The organism is Serratia sp. Sp408, from assembly GCF_057180665.1.
This window is the reverse complement of sequence record NZ_JBXUFT010000001.1, coordinates 1,903,433-1,927,050: the sequence shown is the minus strand read 5'-3', so window position 1 is coordinate 1,927,050 and position 23,618 is coordinate 1,903,433. Positions and strand designations below refer to the sequence as shown.

The 23,618-nt window shown below is 61.5% G+C and carries 17 protein-coding genes; 12 read left to right on the top strand and 5 right to left on the bottom strand.

Features of this window, described 5'->3' with window-relative positions; all coding sequences use genetic code 11:
- Positions 1-14 precede the first annotated feature (14 nt).
- From efeO to cobA, 9 genes are all read left to right on the top strand, one after another.
- Positions 15-1,145 (top strand): iron uptake system protein EfeO, encoded by a 1,131-nt coding sequence (efeO, locus tag AC2AXP_RS09145; protein ID WP_004961587.1) that lies wholly within the window; start codon positions 15-17, stop codon positions 1,143-1,145.
- Between the two features lie 11 nt (positions 1,146-1,156).
- Positions 1,157-2,461, top strand: coding sequence for an iron uptake transporter deferrochelatase/peroxidase subunit (gene efeB, locus AC2AXP_RS09140; protein WP_484381579.1), 1,305 nt, complete (start codon positions 1,157-1,159; stop codon positions 2,459-2,461).
- A 162-nt stretch (positions 2,462-2,623) separates the two neighbouring features.
- On the top strand, positions 2,624-3,892 hold the full coding sequence (locus tag AC2AXP_RS09135; RefSeq protein WP_484381578.1) for a nitrate- and nitrite sensing domain-containing protein: 1,269 nt from the start codon (positions 2,624-2,626) through the stop codon (positions 3,890-3,892).
- A 314-nt stretch (positions 3,893-4,206) separates the two neighbouring features.
- Positions 4,207-5,466 (top strand): CmpA/NrtA family ABC transporter substrate-binding protein, encoded by a 1,260-nt coding sequence (locus AC2AXP_RS09130; RefSeq protein ID WP_039991985.1) that lies wholly within the window; start codon positions 4,207-4,209, stop codon positions 5,464-5,466.
- 10 nt (positions 5,467-5,476) lie between these two features.
- Positions 5,477-6,376 carry a nitrate ABC transporter permease gene (gene ntrB, locus AC2AXP_RS09125; protein ID WP_004961604.1) on the top strand — a complete coding sequence of 300 codons (900 nt, stop codon included), beginning with the start codon at positions 5,477-5,479 and terminating at the stop codon, positions 6,374-6,376.
- Between the two features lie 10 nt (positions 6,377-6,386).
- Positions 6,387-7,175, top strand: a complete 789-nt coding sequence (locus AC2AXP_RS09120) for an ABC transporter ATP-binding protein (RefSeq protein ID WP_004961607.1) — start codon at positions 6,387-6,389, stop codon at positions 7,173-7,175.
- Between the two features lie 34 nt (positions 7,176-7,209).
- Complete coding sequence (gene nirB / locus AC2AXP_RS09115) at positions 7,210-11,355, top strand: nitrite reductase large subunit NirB (RefSeq protein WP_449145186.1); 4,146 nt, start codon at positions 7,210-7,212, stop codon at positions 11,353-11,355.
- Entirely contained in the window at positions 11,352-14,000 is a 2,649-nt protein-coding gene (locus tag AC2AXP_RS09110; protein ID WP_198772914.1) for a nitrate reductase, read from the top strand. The genes nirB and AC2AXP_RS09110 overlap by 4 nt, the downstream gene beginning before the upstream one ends.
- A 14-nt stretch (positions 14,001-14,014) precedes the next feature.
- Positions 14,015-14,830 carry a uroporphyrinogen-III C-methyltransferase gene (gene cobA / locus AC2AXP_RS09105; protein ID WP_004961615.1) on the top strand — a complete coding sequence of 272 codons (816 nt, stop codon included), beginning with the start codon at positions 14,015-14,017 and terminating at the stop codon, positions 14,828-14,830.
- Here the strand turns inward: cobA and AC2AXP_RS09100 are convergent.
- From AC2AXP_RS09100 to AC2AXP_RS09090, 3 genes are read right to left on the bottom strand one after another with little or no spacing between them, the layout of a single operon-like run.
- Positions 14,827-17,541 carry an ATP-binding protein gene (locus tag AC2AXP_RS09100; RefSeq protein ID WP_484381577.1) on the bottom strand — a complete coding sequence of 905 codons (2,715 nt, stop codon included), beginning with the start codon at positions 17,539-17,541 and terminating at the stop codon, positions 14,827-14,829. The genes cobA and AC2AXP_RS09100 overlap by 4 nt on opposite strands.
- Positions 17,538-18,146 (bottom strand): response regulator, encoded by a 609-nt coding sequence (locus AC2AXP_RS09095; protein WP_371901769.1) that lies wholly within the window; start codon positions 18,144-18,146, stop codon positions 17,538-17,540. The genes AC2AXP_RS09100 and AC2AXP_RS09095 overlap by 4 nt, the downstream gene beginning before the upstream one ends.
- A 36-nt stretch (positions 18,147-18,182) precedes the next feature.
- The gene (locus AC2AXP_RS09090) at positions 18,183-19,433 is read right to left on the bottom strand and encodes an MASE1 domain-containing protein (RefSeq protein WP_004961625.1); all 1,251 of its coding nucleotides are present in this window, start codon (positions 19,431-19,433) and stop codon (positions 18,183-18,185) included.
- A 180-nt stretch (positions 19,434-19,613) separates the two neighbouring features.
- On the opposite strand from AC2AXP_RS09090, the gene AC2AXP_RS09085 reads away from it, so the two are divergent.
- Positions 19,614-19,889, top strand: a complete 276-nt coding sequence (locus tag AC2AXP_RS09085) for a hypothetical protein (protein WP_004961628.1) — start codon at positions 19,614-19,616, stop codon at positions 19,887-19,889.
- Positions 19,890-19,931: 42 nt separating this feature from the next.
- Positions 19,932-20,375, top strand: coding sequence for a hypothetical protein (locus tag AC2AXP_RS09080; protein ID WP_039991988.1), 444 nt, complete (start codon positions 19,932-19,934; stop codon positions 20,373-20,375).
- Positions 20,376-20,420: 45 nt separating this feature from the next.
- On the opposite strand, the gene AC2AXP_RS09075 is transcribed toward AC2AXP_RS09080, so the two are convergent.
- A complete protein-coding gene (locus tag AC2AXP_RS09075) occupies positions 20,421-21,080 on the bottom strand; it encodes a prepilin peptidase (RefSeq protein WP_233092242.1) in 660 nt (219 codons plus the stop codon).
- Between the two features lie 386 nt (positions 21,081-21,466).
- On the opposite strand from AC2AXP_RS09075, the gene AC2AXP_RS09070 reads away from it, so the two are divergent.
- Positions 21,467-22,963 (top strand): YchO/YchP family invasin, encoded by a 1,497-nt coding sequence (locus AC2AXP_RS09070; protein WP_484381646.1) that lies wholly within the window; start codon positions 21,467-21,469, stop codon positions 22,961-22,963.
- Here AC2AXP_RS09070 and narL read toward each other — a convergent pair.
- A complete protein-coding gene (gene narL, locus AC2AXP_RS09065; RefSeq protein WP_004961638.1) occupies positions 22,960-23,610 on the bottom strand; it encodes a two-component system response regulator NarL in 651 nt (216 codons plus the stop codon). The two genes, AC2AXP_RS09070 and narL, sit on opposite strands and share 4 nt — an antisense overlap.
- Between the last annotated feature and the right edge of the window lie 8 nt (positions 23,611-23,618).

Sequence of the window (23,618 nt, the reverse complement as noted above, 5' to 3'; positions counted from 1 at the left end):
ACAGGGAATCTTGCATGACGACTCAATTCCGCCGTAAGGCATTACATGCCGCATTACTGGCCGCACCGGCGTTGGCGTTCAGCGTCGGTGCCTCGGCGGCCGATGTGCCGCAGGTGAAGATTAGCGTTAACGACAAGCAGTGCGAGCCGATGCAACTGAGCGTGTCGGCCGGCAAAACCCAGTTCGTGGTGCATAATGCCAGCCAGAAAAACCTGGAATGGGAAATTCTCAAAGGCGTGATGGTGGTGGAAGAGCGCGAAAATATTGCGCCGGGGTTCACGCAAAAAATGACCGCCAACCTCGAGCCCGGCGAGTATGACATGACCTGTGGTCTGCTCAGCAATCCGAAGGGCAAACTGACGGTGACTGCGGCCGCCACCGCCGGTGACGGCAAGCCGAGCGTGCTGGATCTGGTGGGGCCGATTGCCGAATACAAGGTCTACGTCAGCCAAGAGGTCGATGGCCTGGTCAAACAGACCAAACGGTTTACCGATGCGGTCAAGGCCGGCAATCTGGCAGAAGCGCGCACGCTGTATGCGCCGACGCGGCAGCATTATGAGCGTATCGAACCGATCGCCGAACTGTTCTCCGATCTGGACGGCAGTATCGACGCCCGTGAAGACGATTACGAGAAAAAGGCCGAAGATCCCAACTTCACCGGCTTCCACCGTTTGGAAAAGGCGCTGTTCGCCGATAACACCACCAACGGCATGAACGATTACGCCGATCGCCTGTACCGAGACACCGTCGAACTGCAAAAACGCATTACCGGTCTGACGTTCCCACCGAGCAAGGTGGTGGGCGGCGCAGCGGGTCTGATCGAGGAAGTGGCCGCCAGTAAAATCAGTGGCGAAGAGGACCGTTACAGCCGCACCGATCTGTGGGATTTCCAGGCCAATGTCGATGGCGCGCAGAAGATAGTCAACCTGTTGCGCCCATTGCTGATCAAGGCCAATGGAGCGCTGCTGGCCAAAATTGACGCCAACTTCAAAACCGTCGACGGCGTGCTGGCGAAATACAAAATCGGGGACGGCTACGCCTCTTATGAAAAACTGACCGATGCCGATCGCAACGCGTTGAAGGGACCAATCACCGCGCTGGCGGAAGATTTGTCGCAGTTGCGCGGCGTGTTGGGACTGGATTGAGGCAACGGGCGATGAGCAAGCAAATCGTCGGCCCGCAGGACGGGCCGCATTCGCAACCGCAGGAGGCCGCGTCGCCATCGCGTCGCCGTTTGCTGCTGGGGATGGGCATGGTGAGCGGCGCCTTGGCGCTGGGGGGCAACCCGCTGGCGCGTGCCGCCGATCGTGCTGCCGCCAGCGTCGAACCCCGGGATGAACGCTGGCAAACGCAGCCGTTTTACGGCCAGCATCAGGCCGGAGTAGTGACGCCGCAGCAGGCGGCAATGATGCTGGTGGCGTTCGACGTGCTGGCCACCAACCGCCAGGATCTGGCGCGGTTATTCCGGTTGCTGACCGACCGCATTGCGTTTCTGACCCATGGCGGCAAGGCGCCGGAGGTGGACGCCAAGCTGCCGCCGCTGGATTCCGGCATCATGGGGCCGGAGATTTACCCGGATAACCTGACCATTACGGTATCGGTCGGCGCCTCGCTGTTTGATGCGCGTTTCGGGCTGGCGGCGCAAAAACCGCTGCGTTTGCAGCGCATGACGCGTTTCCCCAACGATTCGCTCGATGCCAGTCTGTGTCATGGCGATCTGCTGTTGCAGATTTGCGCCAATACCCATGAAACGGTGATCCACGCGTTGCGCGATATTATCAAGCATGCGCCGGATCTGCTCAGCGTACGCTGGAAGCGCGAGGGCTTTATTTCCACCCATGCGGCGTGCAGCAAAGGCAAGGAAACGCCGATCAATCTGCTGGGCTTCAAGGACGGCACCGCCAATCCCAAAACCAGCGACACGCCATTGATGGACAAAGTGGTGTGGGTGGGCGACGACGCTGGAGAACCCGCCTGGGCAGTGGGTGGCAGTTACCAGGCGGCGCGTATTATCCGCTTCCACGTCGAGTTTTGGGACCGTACGCCGTTGCAGGAACAACAGACCATCTTTGGCCGCGACAAGCACAGCGGTGCGCCGCTGGGCATGCAACACGAGCATGACGAACCCGATTACGCCAACGACCCGCACGGCGAGATCATCCCGATGGATGCGCATATTCGACTGGCCAACCCGCGCACGCCGGCAAGCCAGAGCAACCTGATGTTGCGTCGTGGCTATAGCTATTCGCTCGGGGTGTCCAATGCCGGGCAGTTGGAAATGGGGCTGCTGTTTGTGTGCTATCAGGCGGATTTGGAAAAGGGTTTTTTGACGGTGCAAAAACGCCTCAACGGCGAGGCGCTGGAAGAGTACGTCAAGCCGATTGGCGGCGGCTATTTCTTTGTTTTGCCAGGCGTCAAGGACCGTCAGGACTCCCTCGGCAGCGCTCTGCTGTCAAGTTGATGGCGGCAATGTGCGGTGAGTGATGGGCTGCCGGTCGCTGATGCCGACCGGCAGCCGTAGCACGCTGCCACTGCCCCCGACGGTGGCCTTTGGCGTTGCCTGCGCTGCGACGGCACGGGTTTTGCAGGATCCGCTGTATTATCCCCAATCGGAAATTGCATCATGAGCCGTAATCCTGCTTTTCCGCCCAGCGCCAGCGATTTTCTGCTGGCTTCGAAACGCTGTGAAATCACCGTGCTGCGACAGTTGTTGCAAATGGGGCAACTGGTCGGACGGATAAGTCAACTGATCCACGTGCTGCAACGCGAGCGCGGTACGGTAAATATCTATCTGTGTTCCCACGGCGGGCTGTTTGGCGAACGGTTGCCGGCACGCACCCGCGACGTCGAACAGGCCGAATTGGCGGTGCAGCGCCAACTGGCGCAACTGGACGCCAACGCCGCATCTTTGGCCGGTGCCAGCCGGCTGTTCAGCAGCATCGCCTGCGCGCTGCATAACCTCACCACGCTGCCGACGCTGCGCCGTCAGATCCAGTTGCAGCAGTTGGCCCAGCCGGATGCCATGCATACCTTCAACGAGATTATCCGCAGCCTGTTGGCGCTGGTGTTTGAAGCCGCCGACGCCTGCGTCGATCCGGCGATTGCGCGCCGGTTGATCGCCATGTTCAGTTTTATGCAGGGCAAAGAGCTGGCGGGGCAGGAGCGCGCCATCGGCGCCGCCGGGTTTGCCGCGCAGCAATTCAGCGTCGAGGCACACCGGCAGTTATTGCAGCTGATCGACGGTCAGGAACGCTGTTTTCAGAGTTTTAGCGAATTTGCCGATCCGTTGTCGCTGGCCCAGTGGCAGCGCATGCAGCAACAGGACGATCGGGAGTTTGAACGGCTGCGGCGCATTGCCTGCACCCAGACGCGGCCAGGCGATGGCAACGACACCAGCCTGCGCTGGTTCGACATCACCACCGCGCGTATCGATCTGATGAAGCAGATTGAGGATCGGCTGGAAGAGGCGCTGATGACCGGTTGTCGCGCCGCGCTGAGCGCTGCCAGCGACGCGCTGACGCAAGACGCTGGCGGGCTGCAAAGCCGGTTGCAACCGCAGGCTGACGGCTACACGGTGTTTATCGCCGCCTCGCAGGGCGAACCGATGCTCAGCGACGGCATCAATCCGCGCCTGGGACGCTCGATGGTCGAGATGATCCGCCAGCAATCCCAGCGACTGCAGGCGCTGTCGCAAGAATTGGCGGCAACCCGCGCCACCTTGCAGGAGCGTGGCGAAATCGAACGCGCCAAGGGGCTGCTGATTCAGCATCGCGGCATGACGGAAGACGGCGCGCACCAGCTGCTGCGCAAAATGGCGATGGATCAGAACAAACGGCTGATCGATATAGCCCGCGCCATGCTGGCGGTAGCGGATATCCTGCCGGGAAAATAGCCTTACTCCCTAGGGAGTATATGCACACCGCCAGTGCAGCTAATGCCTCCGGATTGTGCACGCGCTGGCCGCAGAGCCGCGCCGAGGCAGAGAAAACCCGCACCAGTCCGCCAGTTGCAAATCTGGCACGCAAGCTGCATTACTCAGATTGTCTCTGGGCCAATGGCGGTTCAGTGAGCAACAACGATACCCAACGGCCAACGGGCCGCAGGTAGATTGGATAAAGGCGTCCTTTCAGTACGTTCACCCCAACGGTGGAATGTGCTGATGGGACGCCTTTTTGTTTTTTATCGCAACGCGTGAAGGATTTGCTGATGACGCACACCAAACACTCCGGGATGAAACTGTCGCGCCGCCGTTTTCTGGTCGGCAGCGCAGCGCTGGGCGGCGGCATGTTGCTGCCGGGCCTGATGAATACAGCCTGGGCGGCGGGTTCCGACGCGCCGGAGAAAAAAGAGATCCGCGTCGGCTTCATCCCGCTCACCGATTGCGCCTCGGTGGTTATGGCGGCGGTGAACAAGTTTGATGAAAAATACGGCATCAAAATCATCCCGAGCAAAGAGGCCAGTTGGGCAGCGGTGCGCGACAAGCTGCTGTCCGGCGAGCTGGACGCCGCGCACGCGCTGTACGGCATGATTTATGGGCTGCAACTGGGGGCTGCCGGGCCGCAGCATGATATGGCGGTGCTGATGACGCTCAACAATAACGGCCAGGCGATCACCTTATCCAATCAGTTCAAGCAGGCCGGCGTTACCGATGCGGCCACGCTGAAAAAACACCTCGATGCCAGCGCCAAGGGCACCTATACCTTCGCGCAAACCTTCCCGACCGGCACTCACGCCATGTGGCTGTATTACTGGCTGGCCAACGCCGGCATTCACCCGTTCAACGATGTGCGCAACGTGGTGGTGCCGCCGCCGCAAATGGTGATGAACATGAAGATCGGCAACATGAGCGGCTTCTGCGTTGGCGAACCGTGGAACCAGCGGGCGATTGCCGAAGACATCGGTTTCACCGCGGTCACCACACAGCAGATTTGGCCGGATCATCCGGAAAAAGTGCTGGGCACCCGCGCTGCCTGGGTCAGCGACAACCCGAACAGCGCCAGGGCGTTGACCGCGGCGGTGCTGGATGCCGCCCGCTGGATCGACAGTTCCGACGCCAACCGCCAGCAAACCGCGCAGGTGGTGGCGGGGCGCGCCTATATCAACACCCGACCCGAGATCATCACCGGCCGCATGCTCGGCAAGTATGACAACGGCCTGGGCAACAGCTGGCAGGACGCGCATGGCATGCGCTTTTTCCACGATGGCGAAGTCAGCTTCCCGTATCTGTCCGATGGCATGTGGTTCCTGACCCAGCAGCAACGCTGGGGGCTGTTGAGCGCCGAACCGGACTATCTGGCGGTGGCGAAGCAGATCAACCGTATCGACGTGTATCGCCAGGCGGCAACCGCCGTTGGCGGCGTCAATCTGCCGGCCAGCGAAATGCGCGCCAGCACCCTGATCGACGGCAAGCGCTGGGACGGCAGCAACCCGGCGGCCTATGCCAACAGTTTTGCTGTTAAACGTTGAGAGGTAGGCAATGAAGAATCTGGCACAACGAATTGAACCCGCGCAGCCGGTAAGCGCACAGATTGTCCCGCTGAAGGAGGCCAGGCCCGTGGCGCTGCCTGCCTCGGCCCCGGTCGGCAAACCGCGCAGCAGCCTGCGCTGGCAGCAGGCGTTTCGCCGTGTGGTGCCAGCGGCGTTGGGCATGGTGCTGGTGCTGGCGGTGTGGCAGATAGCCGCGCTCAACAGCCAGGGCTTTCCAACGCCGCTGGCCACCTGGCAGGCGGCGCTGACGCTGTTTGCCGATCCGTTTTATTCGGCCGGGCCAAACGATCAGGGTATCGGCTGGAACGTGCTGGCCTCGTTGCAGCGGGTGGCGACCGGCTTTGGCCTGGCGGCATTGGTTGGCATTCCCGCCGGTTTTCTGCTGGGGCGCTTCGCGTTTCTGGCGCAGATGCTGAATCCGATCATTTCCCTGTTACGTCCGGTTAGCCCGCTGGCCTGGCTGCCTATCGGCCTGCTGCTGTTTCAGCGTGCCGAACCGGCGTCGACCTGGACCATCTTCATCTGTTCGATCTGGCCGATGATCCTCAACACCGCCGAAGGTGTGACGCGCATTCCGCAAGATTACCTTAACGTGGCGCGGGTGCTGAAGCTGTCGGAGTGGACGGTGATGCGCAAGATCCTGTTCCCGGCGGTGCTGCCGTTTGTGTTAACCGGCGTGCGTCTGTCGATCGGCATTGCCTGGCTGGTGATTGTGGCGGCAGAAATGCTGACCGGCGGCGTTGGCATCGGCTTTTGGATCTGGAACGAGTGGAACAACCTCAACGTGGAAAACATCATCATCGCCATTGTAGTGATTGGCGTGGTCGGGCTATTGCTCGAGCAGGGACTGATGCTGCTGGCCAAACGTTTTAGCTATCAAAACCATTAAGGAGTGCGCCATGAAACCGATTATCCAGGTGCAGAACGTCAGCCAGCGGTTCAATACCCCGCAGGGTGAATTTATCGCGTTGCAGCAGGTGAGTTTTGATATTCAGCCGGGGGAAACCGTCAGCCTGATTGGCCATTCCGGCTGCGGCAAATCGACGTTGCTCAACCTGATCGCTGGCCTGACGCTGCCGAGCGACGGCGTGTTGCTGTGCGACAACCAGCAGATCGTCGGCCCCGGTCCCGAGCGCGGCGTGGTGTTTCAGAACCATTCGCTGCTGCCGTGGCTGACTACCTATGAAAACGTGGCGCTGGCGGTGCATCAGGTGTTCCGCCAGCAGATGAACAAAAGCGAAATGCGTGACTGGATCGAACATAACCTCGAACTGGTGCACATGGGGCATGCGTTGCATAAACGGCCGAACGAAATTTCCGGCGGCATGAAACAGCGTGTCGGTATTGCCCGCGCGCTGGCGATGAAGCCGAAAGTGCTGCTGATGGACGAACCGTTTGGCGCGCTGGACGCCTTGACCCGCGCGCATTTGCAGGACGCGGTGATGGAAATTCAACAGCGACTGCATACCACCATCGTGCTGATTACCCATGACGTTGACGAAGCGGTGCTGTTGTCCGACCGGGTGATGATGATGACCAACGGTCCGGCGGCCACCGTCGGTGAAATCCTGTCGGTGGAACTGCCGCGTCCTCGTTCGCGCGTGGCATTGGCGGACGATGCGGCCTATCACCATTACCGCCAGCAGGTGTTGACGTTCCTGTACGAAAAACACGCCAAGGCGGCATAAGCCACGCTGCGTTGGCGTACAGAGGAGCGGCACGATGAGGCAACAACGATTAGTGGTGATAGGCAATGGTATGGCAGGCATGCGGCTGGTGGAAACCCTCTGCCAACTGGCGCCGCAGCGTTACGCCATCACGGTGATCGGCGCAGAGCCGCGCGGCAACTATAACCGCATCCTGCTTTCGCCGGTGCTGTCGGGCGAGAAGGCGTTTGACGATACCGTGCTGCACCCCCTGTCCTGGTATGCCGAGCAGGGGGTACGGCTGCTGGCCGGGGAAGCGGCGTTGGCGATTGACCGGCAGGCGAAACGGGTGACCACCGCGCGGCGCTGCGTAGCCTATGACCTGCTGGTGCTGGCCACCGGTTCGCACCCCTGGCTGCCGCCGACGCCGGGGATCGCGCTGCCCGGCATATACGGTTTTCGTAACCTGGACGACGTACAGGCGATGCTTGGCCACTGCCGTCCCGACGGCCGGGCGCTGGTGGTCGGCGGCGGGGTGCTGGGCATTGAGGCGGCGGCAGCGCTGGCGGTGCGCGGTATGCGCTGCACGGTGGTGCACCGTGGTCATTACCTGATGGAGCGTCAGCTGGACGCCAGGGCGGCGCTGATGTTGCAGCGCAATCTGGCGACGCGCGGCATCGATTGTCAGGTCGATTGCCAGGTCAGCGCCTTCCATGGCGCGGCGCAGGTCCAGGCCGCCACGCTGAGCACCGGTGAGCAATTGGCCTGCGATCTGGTGGTGGTGGCCGCCGGGGTACAGCCAGCGGTGCGGCTGGCGCGCGAGGCCGGGCTGACCTGCCAGCGCGGCATTATTGTCGACCCGGCCATGCGCACCAGCGATGCGGCGATTTACGCCGTCGGCGAATGCAGTCAACTGGGTGACACCACCTTTGGCCTGGTGGCGCCATGCTGGCAACAGGCGGCGTTACTGGCTCAGCGGCTGGCCGGGCAGACGGTGGCGCCGTACCGGCCCGCACCGTTGCACACCCGTCTCAAGGTCAGCGGCATCGACATGCTGTGCGCTGGCGAGATTGAACCGAACAACGGGGCCGAGATTCATTATGCCGAGGATCCGCAGGCACAACATTACCGCCGTCTGCTGGTGCGCGACGGCATCCTTGACGGTGTGCTGCTGTATGGCGACGTCAGCGACAGTCAATTTTATTTGCGGCAGTTGGGCCAGCCGGTCAACGACCCGGCGGCGCTGCTGTTTGGCAATACCGAACCCGAAGCCGCACAGGCGGTGAGCGAGAGGACATCCGAAATGCACAAGCCCGTTTTGCTGGTTGCCGGTCACGGCATGGTTGGCCATCATTTTCTGGAACAGCTGGTGGCACGCCAACTGCACCTGCGCTACCACATTGTGGTGTTTGGCGAAGAATCGGTGGCGGCGTATGACCGCGTCCACCTGTCTGAATTTTTCTCCGGGCGAAGCGCGCAGTCCTTGTCGATGGTGGAGGAGGGTTTCTTCGAGCGTAGTGGTATTGAACTGCGGCTTGGCCAGCAGCTGTGCGCCATCGATCGGCAACGCAAGTGCGTAATTGACGCCGCTGGCCGCGAAACCGCCTATGACCAGTTGGTGCTGGCTACCGGTTCTTACCCGTTTGTACCGCCGATCGCTGGCAATCAACGATCAGGCTGTCTGGTTTACCGTACGCTGGACGACCTGGCGGCCATCGCCGACAGCGCCAAAAACGCGCAGGTGGGCGTGGTGATCGGCGGGGGTTTACTGGGGTTGGAAGCCGCCAATGCCTTGCAGCAGCTGGGGCTGAAGACCCACGTGGTGGAGTTTGCACCGCGGCTGATGGGGGTGCAACTGGATGACGGCGGTGCCGCCATGCTGCGTAAAAAGATCGAAGCGTTGGGCGTCAGCGTGCACACCGGCAAGGAAACGCGGGCGATAAATGACGGTTTGTTACACCGTCACAGTCTTGATTTTGCTGACGGTGAGCGGTTGGAGGCCGATTTGGTCCTGTTTTCCGCCGGCATTCGGCCGCGCGATAACCTGGCGCGCGACGCCGAGCTGACGCTGGGGCCTCGTGGCGGTATCGTGATCGACGATCGGTGCCGTACCAGCGACGACGCCATTTTTGCCATCGGCGAATGCGCCTTGTGGAACGGACAGATTTTTGGCCTGGTGGCGCCGGGCTACCAGATGGCACGCACGCTGGCGGATACGCTGGCCGGACGCGATAGCGCGTTCTGCGGTGCGGATATGAGCACCAAACTGAAACTGCTGGGCGTGGAGGTGGCTTCGATCGGTGACGCGCATGGCCGCACCGCCGACAGCCAAAGCTACAGCTGGGTCGACGGCCCGGCCGAGGTGTATAAAAAGCTGGTGGTGTCCGGCGACGGCAAACGTCTGCTGGGGGCGGTGCTGGTGGGCGACAGCGCCGAATACAGTACGCTGTTGCAACTGATGCTGAACGCGCTGCCGCTGCCGTCCGCACCGGAAAGCCTGATCCTGCCGGCCACCGGCGGCGCAGCGCCGAAAGCGCTTGGCGTGGCCGCCTTGCCGGCCAGCGCACAGATTTGCTCCTGCCATAACGTCAGCAAGGGCGACATCAGTACGGCGGTAGAGCAAGGCTGCGCCGATCTGGCGGCAGTGAAGTCCTGCACCCGGGCGGCAACCGGCTGCGGCGGCTGCGCGGCGTTGGTGAAGCAGGTGATGGAGCATGAACTGGTCGCGCGTGGCGCGACGGTGAAAAAAGACCTTTGCGAGCACTTTGCCTATTCGCGTCAGGAGCTGTATCACCTGGTGCGGGTCGGCGATATTCGCACGTTCGAACAGCTGTTGGCCAGACACGGCCACGGTCACGGCTGCGAAGTGTGCAAGCCGCTGATTGGCTCGATTCTGGCATCGTGCTGGAACGAATATCTGCTCAAACCGCAGCATTTGCCCCTGCAGGACACCAACGACCGATTCTTCGCCAATATTCAAAAAGACGGTACCTATTCGGTGGTGCCGCGGGTGCCGGCAGGAGAAATCACGCCGCAGGGGCTGATCGCCATCGGCCAGATTGCGCAACGTTATCAGCTGTACACCAAAATAACCGGCGGTCAGCGGGTGGACATGTTCGGCGCCCGCCTGGAACAGCTGCCGGAAATCTGGCAACAGCTGGTGGACGCCGGGTTTGAAACCGGCCATGCCTACGGCAAATCGCTGCGCACGGTGAAATCCTGCGTCGGCTCCAACTGGTGCCGCTACGGCGTTCAGGACTCCACCGCTTTGGCCATTGCGCTGGAGAATCGCTACAAAGGCCTGCGTTCGCCGCACAAAATCAAAATGGCGGTTTCCGGCTGCACGCGTGAATGCGCCGAAGCGCAAAGCAAGGACGTCGGCGTGATCGCCACCGACAAAGGCTGGAACCTGTATCTGTGCGGCAACGGCGGTATGAAGCCGCGTCACGCCGATCTGTTCGCCAGCGATCTGGATACGGAAACGCTGATCCGCACCGTCGATCGTTTCCTGATGTTTTATATTCGCACCGCCGATCGGCTGCAACGTACCAGCACCTGGATGGATAACCTTGAAGGCGGGTTGGATTACCTGCGTGAGGTGGTATTGGCAGACAGTCTCGGCATCGCCGCCGAACTGGAAAGCGAGATGCAGGCGGTGGTAACCAGTTACCAGTGTGAATGGCAAACCACCCTGGCAAGTCCGGAACGTTTGCAGCTGTTCCGCGCCTTTGTTAACAGCGAGCAGCCGGACGAGGCGGTGGTCTGGCAAGCGGAACGTGGGCAACGCCGCCCGGCCGGCGCAGAAGAACGCGGCCAGGCGTTCGAGGTGCAGCCGGCACGGCCGCGCGAGGGGCGGTGGGAAGACATTTGTTCGCTGGACGACATTCCGCCGCACAGCGGTATGGCCGCGCGGATCGACGGCCAGCAGATTGCCCTGTTCCATCTGCCGGGCAGCGGCGTCTATGCGCTGGCCAACCGTGAGCCGGGCAGCGACGCCAACGTGCTGGCGCGCGGCCTGTTGGGGGACGTGGCGGGCGAGCCGGTGGTGATTTCACCGTTGTACAAGCAGCGTTTCCGCCTGCGTGACGGAGTGAGCGTCGATGATGCCTCATTGCGGCTTACCGCCTGGCCGGTGCGGGTGGAACAAGGGCGGGTGCGGGTATACAGCCAGCCGATGCAGGCGGCTATTGTCGAGCCGGAAACGGCGGGAGCGACATCGTGAACGCGGCGCACTGTACCACCTGCCCGTACTGTGGCGTGGGTTGCGGCGTGGCGATTGCCGAGCAGAACGGCACGTTCAGCGTCGCCGGCGACCCCAACCATCCGGCCAATCAGGGGCGGCTGTGCGTCAAGGGCAGCGCGCTGGCGGAAACGCTCGATCTTGATGGCCGCCTGCTGCACCCGCAGCTAGACGGCCAGAACGTCGGTTGGTCACAGGCGCTGGACGCGGTAGCCGAGCGATTTAGCCGCATCATCGCGCAGCATGGCCCGCAGGCGGTGGCGTTTTATGCCTCCGGCCAGTTGCTGACCGAGGATTACTACGTCGCCAACAAGCTGATGAAAGGCTATATCGGCGCGGCCAACATCGACACCAATTCCCGCCTGTGCATGGCGTCGGCGGTGGTGGGTTATAAGCGGGCGTTTGGCGGCGACGCGGTGCCGTGCAGCTATCAGGATATCGAATTGGCGGATCTGGTGATCCTGTGCGGATCGAATACCGCCTGGGCGCACCCGGTGGCCTACCAGCGGCTGAGCGCGGCGCGCCGTCGGCGGCCGCAGATGAAAGTGGTGGTGATCGACCCGCGTGAAACCGCGACCTGCGACGGTGCCGATTTGCATCTGCCGCTGCGCCCCGGCAGCGACGCCGCATTGTTCAACGGGGCGCTGCACTGGCTGGCGCAGCAGCAGCGGCTGGATCAGGATTTCCTGCAGCGTCATACCCTCGGTGCATCCGCTACGCTGGCTGCCGCTGCATCATGGACGCCAGCACGGGTGGCCGAGTTCTGCGGTTTGCCGCTCAACGCGGTGATGGCATTTTACCGCCTGCTGGCCGGAACGGAAAACTGGCTGACGCTGTATTCGATGGGCATTAATCAGTCCTCTAGCGGGGCGGATAAATGCAACGCCATTATCAACCTGCATCTGGCGGGTGGGCGCATCGGCAAGCCGGGCTGTGGGCCGTTTTCGATTACCGGTCAGCCGAATGCGATGGGAGGCCGCGAGGTGGGCGGGCTGGCCAACCAGTTGGCGGCGCATATGGGATTCAGCGCAGCAGACACTGACCGGCTACAGCGTTTTTGGCGCTCGCCGCAGATGGCGCGCCAGCCCGGCTTGAACGCGGTAGCGTTGTTCCGCGCGGTGGCCGCCGGACAGGTGAAGGCGGTGTGGATCATGGGCACCAATCCGGTGGTATCGCTGCCGGACGCCGACGTAGTGCGGCAGGCGTTAAAAGACTGCCCGCTGGTGGTGGTTTCTGACGTTATGGCCGCCACCGATACCGCCGCGCTGGCGCATATTCGCCTGCCGGCGTTGGCCTGGGGGGAAAAAGAAGGCAGCGTCAGTAATTCAGAGCGCTGCATTTCACGCCAGCGCGCTTTTTTACCTGCGCCTGGCGAAGCAAAAGCAGACTGGTGGATCATCAGTCAGGTTGCGGCGCGCATGGGGTTTGCCGACGCGTTTGCCTACCAGCATCCGGCCGATATTTTCCGCGAGCATGCGGCGCTGTCCGGCTTTGAAAACCACGGTAGCCGCGCTTTTGATATCAGCGGATTGGCCGCGTACAGCCGCCAGCAGTGGTATCAGATGCCTCCCATGCAGTGGCCGATCAACAGGCAGCACCCGCAGGGCTGTCGACGGTTGTTTGCCGATGGCCGCTTTTTGCATGCGGACGGCAAGGCGCGCTTATTGCCGATTACCCCGCGGTTGCCGCATTCTGCGCCGTCAGCACAGTATCCACTGGTGCTCAACACCGGGCGCATTCGCGACCAGTGGCACACCATGACCCGCACCGGCAAGGCCGCGCGGTTGATGCGTCACATCAGCGAACCGTTTTGCGAGATCCATCCGCAGGATGCTGTGCCGTTGGGTATTGATGACGGCCATCTGGTGCGCCTGAGCTCGCCACACGGCTGGATGATCGCGCGCGCGCAGCTCAGCGCAGGCCAACGGCGCGGCAGCCTGTTTGTGCCGATGCACTGGAACGCGCAGTTCACCGCGCAGGGGCGGGTGGACAGCCTGATCCCGCCGGTGGTCGACGCCGATTCCGGCCAGCCGGAAAGCAAGCATGCGCCGGTGCGTGTCAGTCGCTGGCACAGCCGCTGGCAGGCGGAGATTTTCTTGCGCCACACCGCCGCGCCGCCGCGTGGAGTGTATTGGAGCCGCGTGACGCAGCAGTCGGTCAACCATTTCATCATGGCTGGCCAACAGCAGATCGACGACTGGCCAGCCTGGTTGCAACAGCACTTTGGGCTGGATGGCCTGACGCTGCAAATCGCCGAACTTGCACAGCGTGGCTTCCATGCGATCGGTTGGCGTCAGGGCGAAGTGCAACTGGCCTTTTACAGCCGACGCTACGCGCCGACGCTGGATCGCAGCGCGATCCTTGCGGCGTTTGACCATGCGCCGCACACCGGTCCGCAGCGTCTGGCGTTGCTAGGCGGCCGCAGCGCCCCAGGGCAGACGGCGCCCGGAGCCACGGTGTGCAGTTGCTTCGGCGTGGGTGAAAATCGCATCATTGCGGCGATACGCCAAGGCTGCCACAGCGCGGCGACGCTGGGGGAGCAACTGCAATGCGGTACCAACTGCGGTTCCTGCCTGCCGGAACTGAAAAAACTGATTCAACAGCATGCGACCCAGCGGGTGGCATAGCGGAGGGTAGGTCGATGAAAGCGATTGATATGTTGATCGCGTGTGCGCAGCAACGCCAGCCGGTGGTCGGCGGCGAGGTGTGGCTGGTCGGTGCCGGGCCGGGCGATGCCGAACTGTTGACCATCAAGGCGTTGCGGGCCATCAGTCAGGCCGAGGTGCTGGTGTTCGATCGTCTGGTGTCGCCAGCGGTGATGGCGCTGGTGCCGAAGCAGGCGCTGCGCATCGACGTGGGCAAATCCCCCCGTTGCCACACGCTGTCGCAGCCGGAGATCAACCAGTTGCTGGTGGAACTGGCGCAGGCCGGTAATCGCGTCGTGCGGCTGAAGGGCGGCGATCCGTTTATCTTTGGCCGCGGCGGTGAGGAAATGGTGGCGTTGCAGCGCCATGGCATCCCCTGTCATATCGTGCCGGGCATCACTGCCGCCAGCGGCTGTGCCGCCGCGACCGGCATTCCGTTGACCCACCGTGACCATGCGCAGTCGGTGCGCTTTGTTACCGGTCATTGCCGTGATGGCGGACTGAAGCTGGATTGGCGCGCGCTGGTCAGCGACGGGCAGACGCTGGTGTTTTATATGGGCCTGGCGCTCGGTGCGAGCATTGCCGAGCAGTTGATGCGCCACGGCATGAGCGCCGAGACGCCGTTGGCGATTATCGAACGAGGCACTCAGCCGCAGCAGCGGGTGCTCACCGCCACGCTGGTCGAATTGCCCGCGCTGCTGACTCGCGAACGCCCACAGTCACCCGGTTTATTGGTGATTGGCAGCGTGGTCGGTCTGTACCGCGCCGGCCATTGGCAGGCGCAGCAGGTTACGCCGGCGGTGGCGGTTTAAGTTGCCGACGGGCGCTGCAGTTCCAACAGGGCGATAAATCGCAGCGTCAGCGCGTTCAGCCGCAGCAGTGCCACCGTCGGTTCTGCGCTGGTCGGTGGCTCTTGTTCCAACTGCTGGCAAACGGTGACCGCGCTTTGGTAGCCTGCCAGCGCAAAACTGCCTTTCTGCCGGTGCAGCACCGCGGCGAACGCCTCCGGTTGCCCGGCGTTGGCAAGCAGTTGCTGTCGGTCGGCTTCACTGCTGCGTTGCAGTTCATCGATTAGCGTTGACAGCACCTGAGGCTGCCCGTCGCTCATCGCCCGTATTTCCTGCATGTTCAAACCAATTGCCCGCTGTTCCTGCAGCAGGTTGCGCAAGTCTTTTTGCGTTAGCGGTTTGATCAATACCGCATCCATACCGGCGGCCAGACAACGGCGTTGCTCATCGTTAAAGGCATTGGCGGTGCAGCCGACGATCGGCTGGTAGCGTCGCTGACCGCGCTCGCGTTCGCGCTGGGTCTGTGCCAACTGATAGCCGCTGAGGGTCGGCATCTGACAATCGGTCAACACCAGATCGGCGTGTTGCCGTTCCAGCCACTGTAACGCCTGCATGCCGTTATCACAGGTGGTAACGTGATGGCCGAGCTTTTCCAGTTGCAGCTTCATCACCGTCAGATTGGCTGGCAGATCGTCTACTACCAGGATATGCAGCGCGGGGTCCAGCGCGCTGGGTGCCGATGAGGTCTGGGATTCGCTATGGACGGTGCTGCGTGGCAGGCTCAGCGTAAAGGAAAAACGCGAGCCGTGCTGCGGCGCTGAATCAATCTGTAACTCTCCCCCCAGCAATTGTACCAACTGGGTACAGATTGCCAGGCCAAGCCCGGTGCTGGCCGGCGTATTGGGATCGGCCTGGACATACGGCTGCAATATTTTTTGCTGCATTTGCGGAGCAATACCGATGCCGCTGTCGGTGATGCTGAACGTGACGCGGTCGTATTGCGTATCCTGCGACTGAACGCTGACCTGCAGCGCTACAAAACCGCGTTCGGTATATTTGATGGCGTTGCTCAGCAGGTTATTGAGCACCTGCGTCAGCTTTGTGCCATCCAACAGATAGTCACACTGCCAGGCGGCTTCGATGTCGCTGTCCAGTCGCAGCGCTTTTTGCGCCGCCAGCGTGGCGTAGGTTTCCAGCAGCTGCGTCAGCAAGGGGTACAGCGCGGTGGGCTGCGGTTGCAGATGCAGTTCTCCGGCTTCGATTTTCGAGATGTCCAACACGTCGCCGACGATTTGCAACAGCTGGCGTGAGGCGGCATAGGCAATCGGCAGCGACGAGTCTGCCGCGTCTGGACGCTGGCTTTCCAGTTCCAGAATGCCGAGGATGGCGTTCATCGGTGAGCGGATCTCATGGCTCATGCGCGCCAGAAAATCACTTTTTTCGCGGCTGGCGTCGGTGGCTTGCTGCAACGCGTCGGCCAGATCGCGCTCCAGCCGCTTGCGTTGGCTGATGTCATACCAGCCTAGCAGCAGGCCCTGCGGCGTCATGCGGCTGTCGCTGTAGGCCGCCAGCCACTGGGCGATTTCCCGCTGCTCGCCGCGTATTACCATGGTGCGGTCGGAAAACTGCGGCTGCATGCTGCCGATGGCGGCAATGCGTTCCTGGTGGCCGATCGGTGGGGCGATGGGATGGTGCGCGGTGAAGTGTTCCAGCGTACTGCCAATGACCTGCTGGTGGGACAGCGCCAGCGACGTTAACAATGCCTGATTGCAATGGGTAATCTTGCCGAGCGGGTCGCACACCAGCAGCGGGGTGGGAATGCTGTTCAGCAAGGTTTGCCAATATTTGAGCGCATCGCGCAGTCCACGCTCGGCGCGGCGCCGGCGGAAGATCTCGCTAAGCAGAAAGCCTATCAGAAACAGCGACAGCGCAGCGCTGATCCCCGCCAGCGGCGTCAGCCAATGGCGGGCAGTGGAAGGCGCGGGCAGCATGCCGTTGAGCGCCGCGTTGAGTAGCCAGCGCTGGTTGATCGACTGCGCCATGCCGTCAGGCAGGGCATCGATCGCCTGATTGATGCGGTCGAGCAACGCGTGCTGATCGGCGGCCAGCCATAGGCGCTGGGTGCTGACGATGGCCGGCAATGGGCGCACCAGCAATCTGCCCGGATACAGATTGCTGGCCAGCAGCGCCGCCTGGGTGGCGTCGCAAACGATGCCCTGAGCAGCGCCGGCATTCAACAGTCTGAGCGCTTCATGCAGGGTTGCCGCTTCACCGAGCGCCACGCCGGGGTAGGTCGTCAGCAAGGCGGCCTGTACCGGGCTGTGTCGCAAGGACAGCAAGCGCTGATGACGCAAATCCGGCATCAGTTGATGCTGCAACGGTAGGCTATCCCGCCGCACAACCAACGCCCAACGCTGCTGCCACAGCGGTTTGGAAAGCAGGATGCCGGTCGGTGGCGGTGAACTCTGCGGCGGCGGCAGGGCCAGCTGGATACGCTGCTGGCTGAGCATTTGCGCCAGTTGGTCGCGGTTGGAGGCCGCCTGGGCGCTGAAGTGCAACCCGCTTTGGGTCGACAGCGCGCTCAGCAGATCGCTGGCGGCGCCCTGTGGTTGGCGCTGCGCATCCAGATCGCTATAGGGCAGGCGATCGCGCAACAGGCCGATCTGTAGCGGTTCTGCCGACCAACCCCAGGCCGGCAACAGCAGCAATGGCAGCAGCCAGCGCATAAGGTTCATAGTCCGGCTTCGCGCAGATATTCAAACAGTTCAGCGTCGGAGCCGACGCCGATTTTCATCATGGCGCTTTTTTTCTGTGCGCTGATGGTCTGCTTGGTACGGCTAAGCATGGCGGCGATGTGATTAACGCTATGTCCCTGCGCCAGCAGGCGCACCACCTCCAGTTCTCGCGGACTCATGGCTGCCACGGTGACCGGCATCGCGCTGACGTTAGCGGGACGTCGCCCTTGCTGTAATGCTTTCAGGCAGGTGGTCAGTTCGCTGGTCAGGCTCTGCTTGTTGATCACCGCCCGCGCGCCGGCGGCCAGAATGGTCTTCACCAATCCGGGGTTGGTCATCATGGTGATCACGACGATCGGCAACTGCGGGTATTTACGCCGCAGCGTTTCAATCAGTCTCAAGCCATCGCTTTGCCGATCGCCGGGCATGTTGAAGTCGGTAAGCAGTACATCCGGCTGTTTTTCCGCCAGCAGCGCCAGCAATTGATCTACCGTTTGCGCTTCGCCGCTGATGACAAAATCATCGCCGAAGCTGGTAGTGACCACGGTGCGTAACCCAATCAGGAACACCGGATGATCGTCGGCTATTACCACGGTTTTTTGCACTCAACGCTCCTTGAAACAACAATAAATACGGCAGGATTAATGGGCCGTGACCAATGCCAGTACGCCGTTTACCCCGTGGTGTGGATGCGGTAATAACCGGCATTCAACCTGATGATAAACCGCATCGGGCAACAGCAACCGCAAGGCGCAGCAGGAGGGCTGCTGCGCTGAGGCGGCCGGATGACGCAACAGGCTGGCCAACGGCTCGCGATCGTCGGGATGTACATGCGCCAGCAGCAGCGTCAGGTTGGCCAACTGACGCGGCGGCATGCCGAAAATCGCTTCATGCGGCTGCCAGTCGAGACTTTCCGCCCCGGGCGTCAGGCAAAAAAAGGCCGGTTGGCGCGCCTGTAACAGGTAGCCCAACAGCTGCAAGCGCTGCTGGTGCTGCTGGTTGCGGGCGCGGTGCTGCTGTTCACGCGTGGCGACCAGTAGCCCGAGTGAAATAACCGCCAACAAGTACAGCTGCGACGCTTCGACGGCCTGGGTGCCTGCCAGTGCGGCGGAAAAAGGGCCGTAACCGTAAAGCGTCGCCAGGCTGACCAGCAGCGTCAACAGGATAAAGTACAGCGCCAGCGGCAGCAGCGGCCACAGCGCCGCCAACAGCAAGGACAATGCCAGCGCCATATACAGCAAGGCATGATTCAGCAACGGGTGCTGCAACAGGGGGGCCGGCAGGCAAAATATCGCCGCCACCAGCGGTAATACCCAGACGGCGGTATAGCCCTGTTGTCGGTTTAGCCAGCGGCCGCGATTCAGCCGGTGGATGATAAACAGCGGGGCGATCGCCAGGCAGCCGGTAGCGTTGGAGATGCTCCAGCTAACGAAATGCGAGACCACCGTCGGGTAACCAAGGGCCTTGAGCAGCAGGTCGCTGATTAACCCGCCGACGGCGCTGCCAAGATAGACCCCGCCCAGCAGCAGCAGGGTTTCTCCACGGTAGGACAGGTCGGTTGCATAGCGATGCACGCTGTTCCAGATCAGGGCGAGCGGGCACAGTATCAGTGGATCGACCAGCGCGAACGCCAGCGCGATATCCACCGGCCGATCGTGCAGCACACTGACCGAGAAATGCATCACGCCGGCGCTGATCACCCACATCGGCCATTGGGCCGGTTGCCGGGTGCACAAGATGCCCAGCAGCAGGCCGGCCGGCAGCCAGACGGTGCTGGACAGGCTCCAGGGGTCGCGCGTTTCGAGGCTGATGGTCGCGAGCAGAAAGTAAAGCGCGATAAAGATCAGCCAATGTAATAGGCCGTAACGAAGAGATGTACGCCCGGCATCCATGTGTTTCTCCCTTGCCGCTACCGTGATGAATAATGATAGCAATCTTCTGCGATTAGCAGAGGGTTGCTTTTCTGACTAGTCAAATATCTGTCCGCGTGTGCGTTTCTTATACTCCTTCCCACATTACGGCAACCGCCGAATCCCAACGGATTATTACTTGATTAGCGAGGTCGGTACAAAATGAAAAACGGTAAATTGCTTGGCGGCATTGGTGTGGTTTTCGCAACGGCGTTGCTGCTGTTCTGCTCCCTGGACTCGGTCGGCCATAGCGCACGTCTCAGTGGGCCGGTAATGGTGATGAAAGAAGGAACGGTATTGTTCGCGCTGAATGCATCGATGCAACAAAACCGTCAGCTTGACGGCCAATACCAACATGCGCGCGGCCTGTTTCAGCAGGCGGGCGGCAAATTGCACGGCGGTATGCAACATCTGATCGACAGCGGCTATTTTGCCTGATGTCAGGCGACCTTCCAGTTGATTAAACGCGAGGATATAAAAATGAAATTAGTGATACTTTCCAGTGCGGTATTAGGCCTGGTCTGCCTGTTGAGCGGCTGTGTCTCTCCTGAACAACAGGCGGCGATGGATCGGGCGCAGTGCAGCGGTTACGGTTTTAAAGCCGATAGCGTCGAATTTGCCCAATGCATGCAAAAAATCGATATTCATCGTGATGAAATGGTCGCGGCTGAAAATGCACAGTGGCAGCAGCGCATGGCGCTGGAAGAGCGGAAAAACGCGCGGCAAAACGACAGGCACAATAGCAGCAATACCGTGGTGGTGATCCACCGTGCCGCCGAAGAAATTCTGGATAAAACACCGGCCTTCGACCGCCAGGGCAACCCGAACTTTGATGCCGAGGGCAACTATCAAGGGCCGCATGGCGTCGGTGCGCTGGTCGGTCCGGAGGATAATCCGGATTTGAACCCCAACCTCGGCGGTTAACTGAAGTGAGTGATTTTTCGCCGCCTGCTGGCGTGGTCATGGGGGCTATCCCCCCGCTGACAGCGCCAGCGTCAGTCCGCCCGCCAGCGCCAGAAAGCAGCCGAACGGCATCGGCGTTTGCCGGCTTGAGCGTTGTGCGCCAGAGCGGGGCAACCAGACCGCCAGAGCGCACAGCGAGGCCAGTAACAGCATAGCGGGTAGCAACGGCCAGCCGCCCCAGGCCCCCAGCGCTGCCAGCAGTTTGAAGTCACCCTGACCGATCCCCTGACGTTGGCGGTAAATCACATATAGTCGATTGGTACCCCACAACAGCAGATAGCCCGCCACCGCGCCCAACACGCTGTCGGCCAGGGGGACTAGCGCCCCGTGCAAATTGACCAGTAAACCGGCCCACAGCAGCGGCAGGGTTAAACTGTCTGGTAGCCAGAGGGTGCGGCAGTCAATAAAAGCGAGTGCGATCAGCACGGTTGCCATTGCCATCAATACCAGCCGCCGAGCATCGGCCGCCGGACCCAGCGCAATCAGCAGGGCGGCGCAGCTACAACAGCTTACCATGACCGCCCACTTTACCGGCGGTGCCTTTGCGGTGCGTGCATCATGCCAACGCCAACGCAGCAGTGCCGGCGACCGCCACACCAGCTGTTGCACCAGCCACGATGCCGGTAATACCGACAGCCATAACAGCAGTAAACCTGCGTCATCCATCCGCTTTTCTCCCACGCCCTGCCTGCGCCGAAGATAACGCCTCATATCAGGTTCGCCGAGCGGTTTTTAGCCTACGTTGGCAAACTTGCGACCGGCTGCGCAGGACAGATACTGGCGCTCCACGTACGCTGGAAATCGCCTGATACGACATATTGTGACGTCGTCACTTCGTTTTTTGAGGTTTATCTGATTGTTTAGTCTGATAAATAATCTAGGATGCCTGGTTAACGCGGCTGCGCTGAGTGTGCGCGGGATCGCGGTGGGGAATGATGGACAGCAGCGCTGTGCTATAGTGAGCGCAAGTGAGGTTGTCTGTCGTCGGGAGTGGCTGCAGCAGAAAAAGGTGGTAGGTCGTGTCCCGCGGATGGGGTCAGGGCGCCAGTCTGATGACAGAAGTGAGTCGAATTATCCGCAGTAGACTAACCGTTCAAACGGCTAAAACAGCTTGGCAGCGCTGGCCGTTGCTGCTGTGGCCGTTAGCCCTGGCATTTGCGGCCCAGGCGGAATCTCCGCCGGCGCCGGAGTCGCTGGTCAGCTCGGCGCCAGACGGTGCCAACGCATTGCCCGACCTCGGCAGCAGTGCGGTGAACGATCAACAGCGCGAAAAAGAGTGGGCCACCATGGCCAAGCAACTTGGCGAACGTAACCTGAATGAGGTCTCTGGCCAACAGGTGCGTACCCGCGCCGAGAGCTACGTTATCGGTCAGGCAACCCATCTGTTGCAACAGCAGGCGCAAGATCTGCTGTCGCCGCTGGGCACCGCCACGCTGTCGTTGGCGGTATCGCCGGAAGGCGACTTTTCCGGCAGCCGCGGCCAGTTATTCAGCCCGCTGTATGATGTCGACGGCCTGCTGACCTATAGCCAGGTCAGCGTGCTGCAACAGACCGACAGTTCGTTGGCCAATCTGGGGCTGGGGCAGCGCTGGATCGCGGGCGACTGGCTGTTGGGCTACAACACGGTGTTCGACAGCGACATCGGCAATCAGCGTAACCGTGGCAGTATTGGCGCGGAAGCCTGGGGCGATTATCTGCGCTTTTCTGCCAACTACTACCATCCACTGTCGGCCATGTCGGCGCGGCAAGACGGTGCGGTGTTCCGCAGCCGTCCGGCGCGCGGCTATGACATCAGCACGCAAGGCTATTTGCCGTTTTACCGCCAGTTGGGCGCTTCATTGAGCTTTGAACAATACCGTGGCAACGATGTGGATCTGTTCGGCAGTGGCAACAAGCAGGACGATCCGCGTGCCATGCAACTGGGGTTGAGCTATACCCCGGTGCCGCTGGTAACGCTGAAGGCGCAGCATAAACTGGGCGAGGGCGGCGAAACGCAAGATACGGTAGAACTGGGGTTGAGCTACCGTCTGGGCGTACCGTTGGTGAAGCAGATTTCGCCGGAGTACGTCGCGCAGGCCAAGTCGCTGCGCGGCAGCCGCTACGATAACATTGAGCGCAGGAACGTACCGGTGCTGGAATTCCAGCAACGCAAGACATTGCAGGTGTTCCTGGCGACGCCGCCGTGGAGTCTGCACGCCGGCGAAACCCTGCCGCTGGTGCTGGAAATCAAAACCGGCAATAAAATCACTCGCGTCAGTTGGCAAGGCGATACCCAGGCGCTGAGTCTGACGCCGCCGCACAATAACAACGATCCGCATGGTTGGAGCGTGATCATGCCGGCATGGGATAGCAACCCCGGGGCGGAAAATCGCTACCGACTGTCGGTAACGCTGGAAGATGACCAGCAGCAGCGGGTGACCTCGAACTGGATCACGCTGCAGGTGACGCCGCCGCTGTCGTTGTCGGGCGGCGAGCAACCCTCGATGCCGGCAGCCCAGACGCTGCAAACCCCGACGGTACCGGCCGCTACCGGACCGTTTGGCGGTTAGCCGTTCTTGCCTTGCAGCACCCAGACGGCGGCTTCGACACGTGATTTCAGTTTCAGCTTCTTCAACAGATGCTTGACGTGCACTTTTACCGTACTTTCGGTGATCGTCAGCTTGCGGGCGATCAGTTTATTCGGCAGTCCCTGGGCAATCAGTTTGAGGATATCGCGTTCGCGCGGCGTCAACTGCTGGATGTCGCGCTCGGTGGCCGGGCGATTTTCCCGCAGGCTGGCCGCCAGTATTGGCGTCAGCGTCTCGCTGAGCACCATTTGTCCTGCGGCGGCCTGATGCAGGGCCTTCAGCAGTTCTTCCGGTTCCATATCCTTCAGTAAATAGCCGTCGGCGCCGCGTTTGAGCGCGCTCACCACATCGTCTTCGTGATTGGAAACGCTGAAGACCACCACTCGCCCCGACAGCGCGGTCAAACGCAGGCGGTCGAGCGTTTCCAGACCGTTCATGCCCGGCATATTGAGATCGAGCAGGATCAAGTCGGGATCGAGCTGTTCCGCCAGTTCAACACCACGCTCGCCATTGCTGGCTTCGGCAATCACCTGCAGCCGTGAATCCATGCTAATCAACTGTTTCACGCCGTTGCGCAGCATCGGATGATCGTCAATCAGCAAAATAGTGGCGGCCTCTTCGGTAGTCATACTGTCTC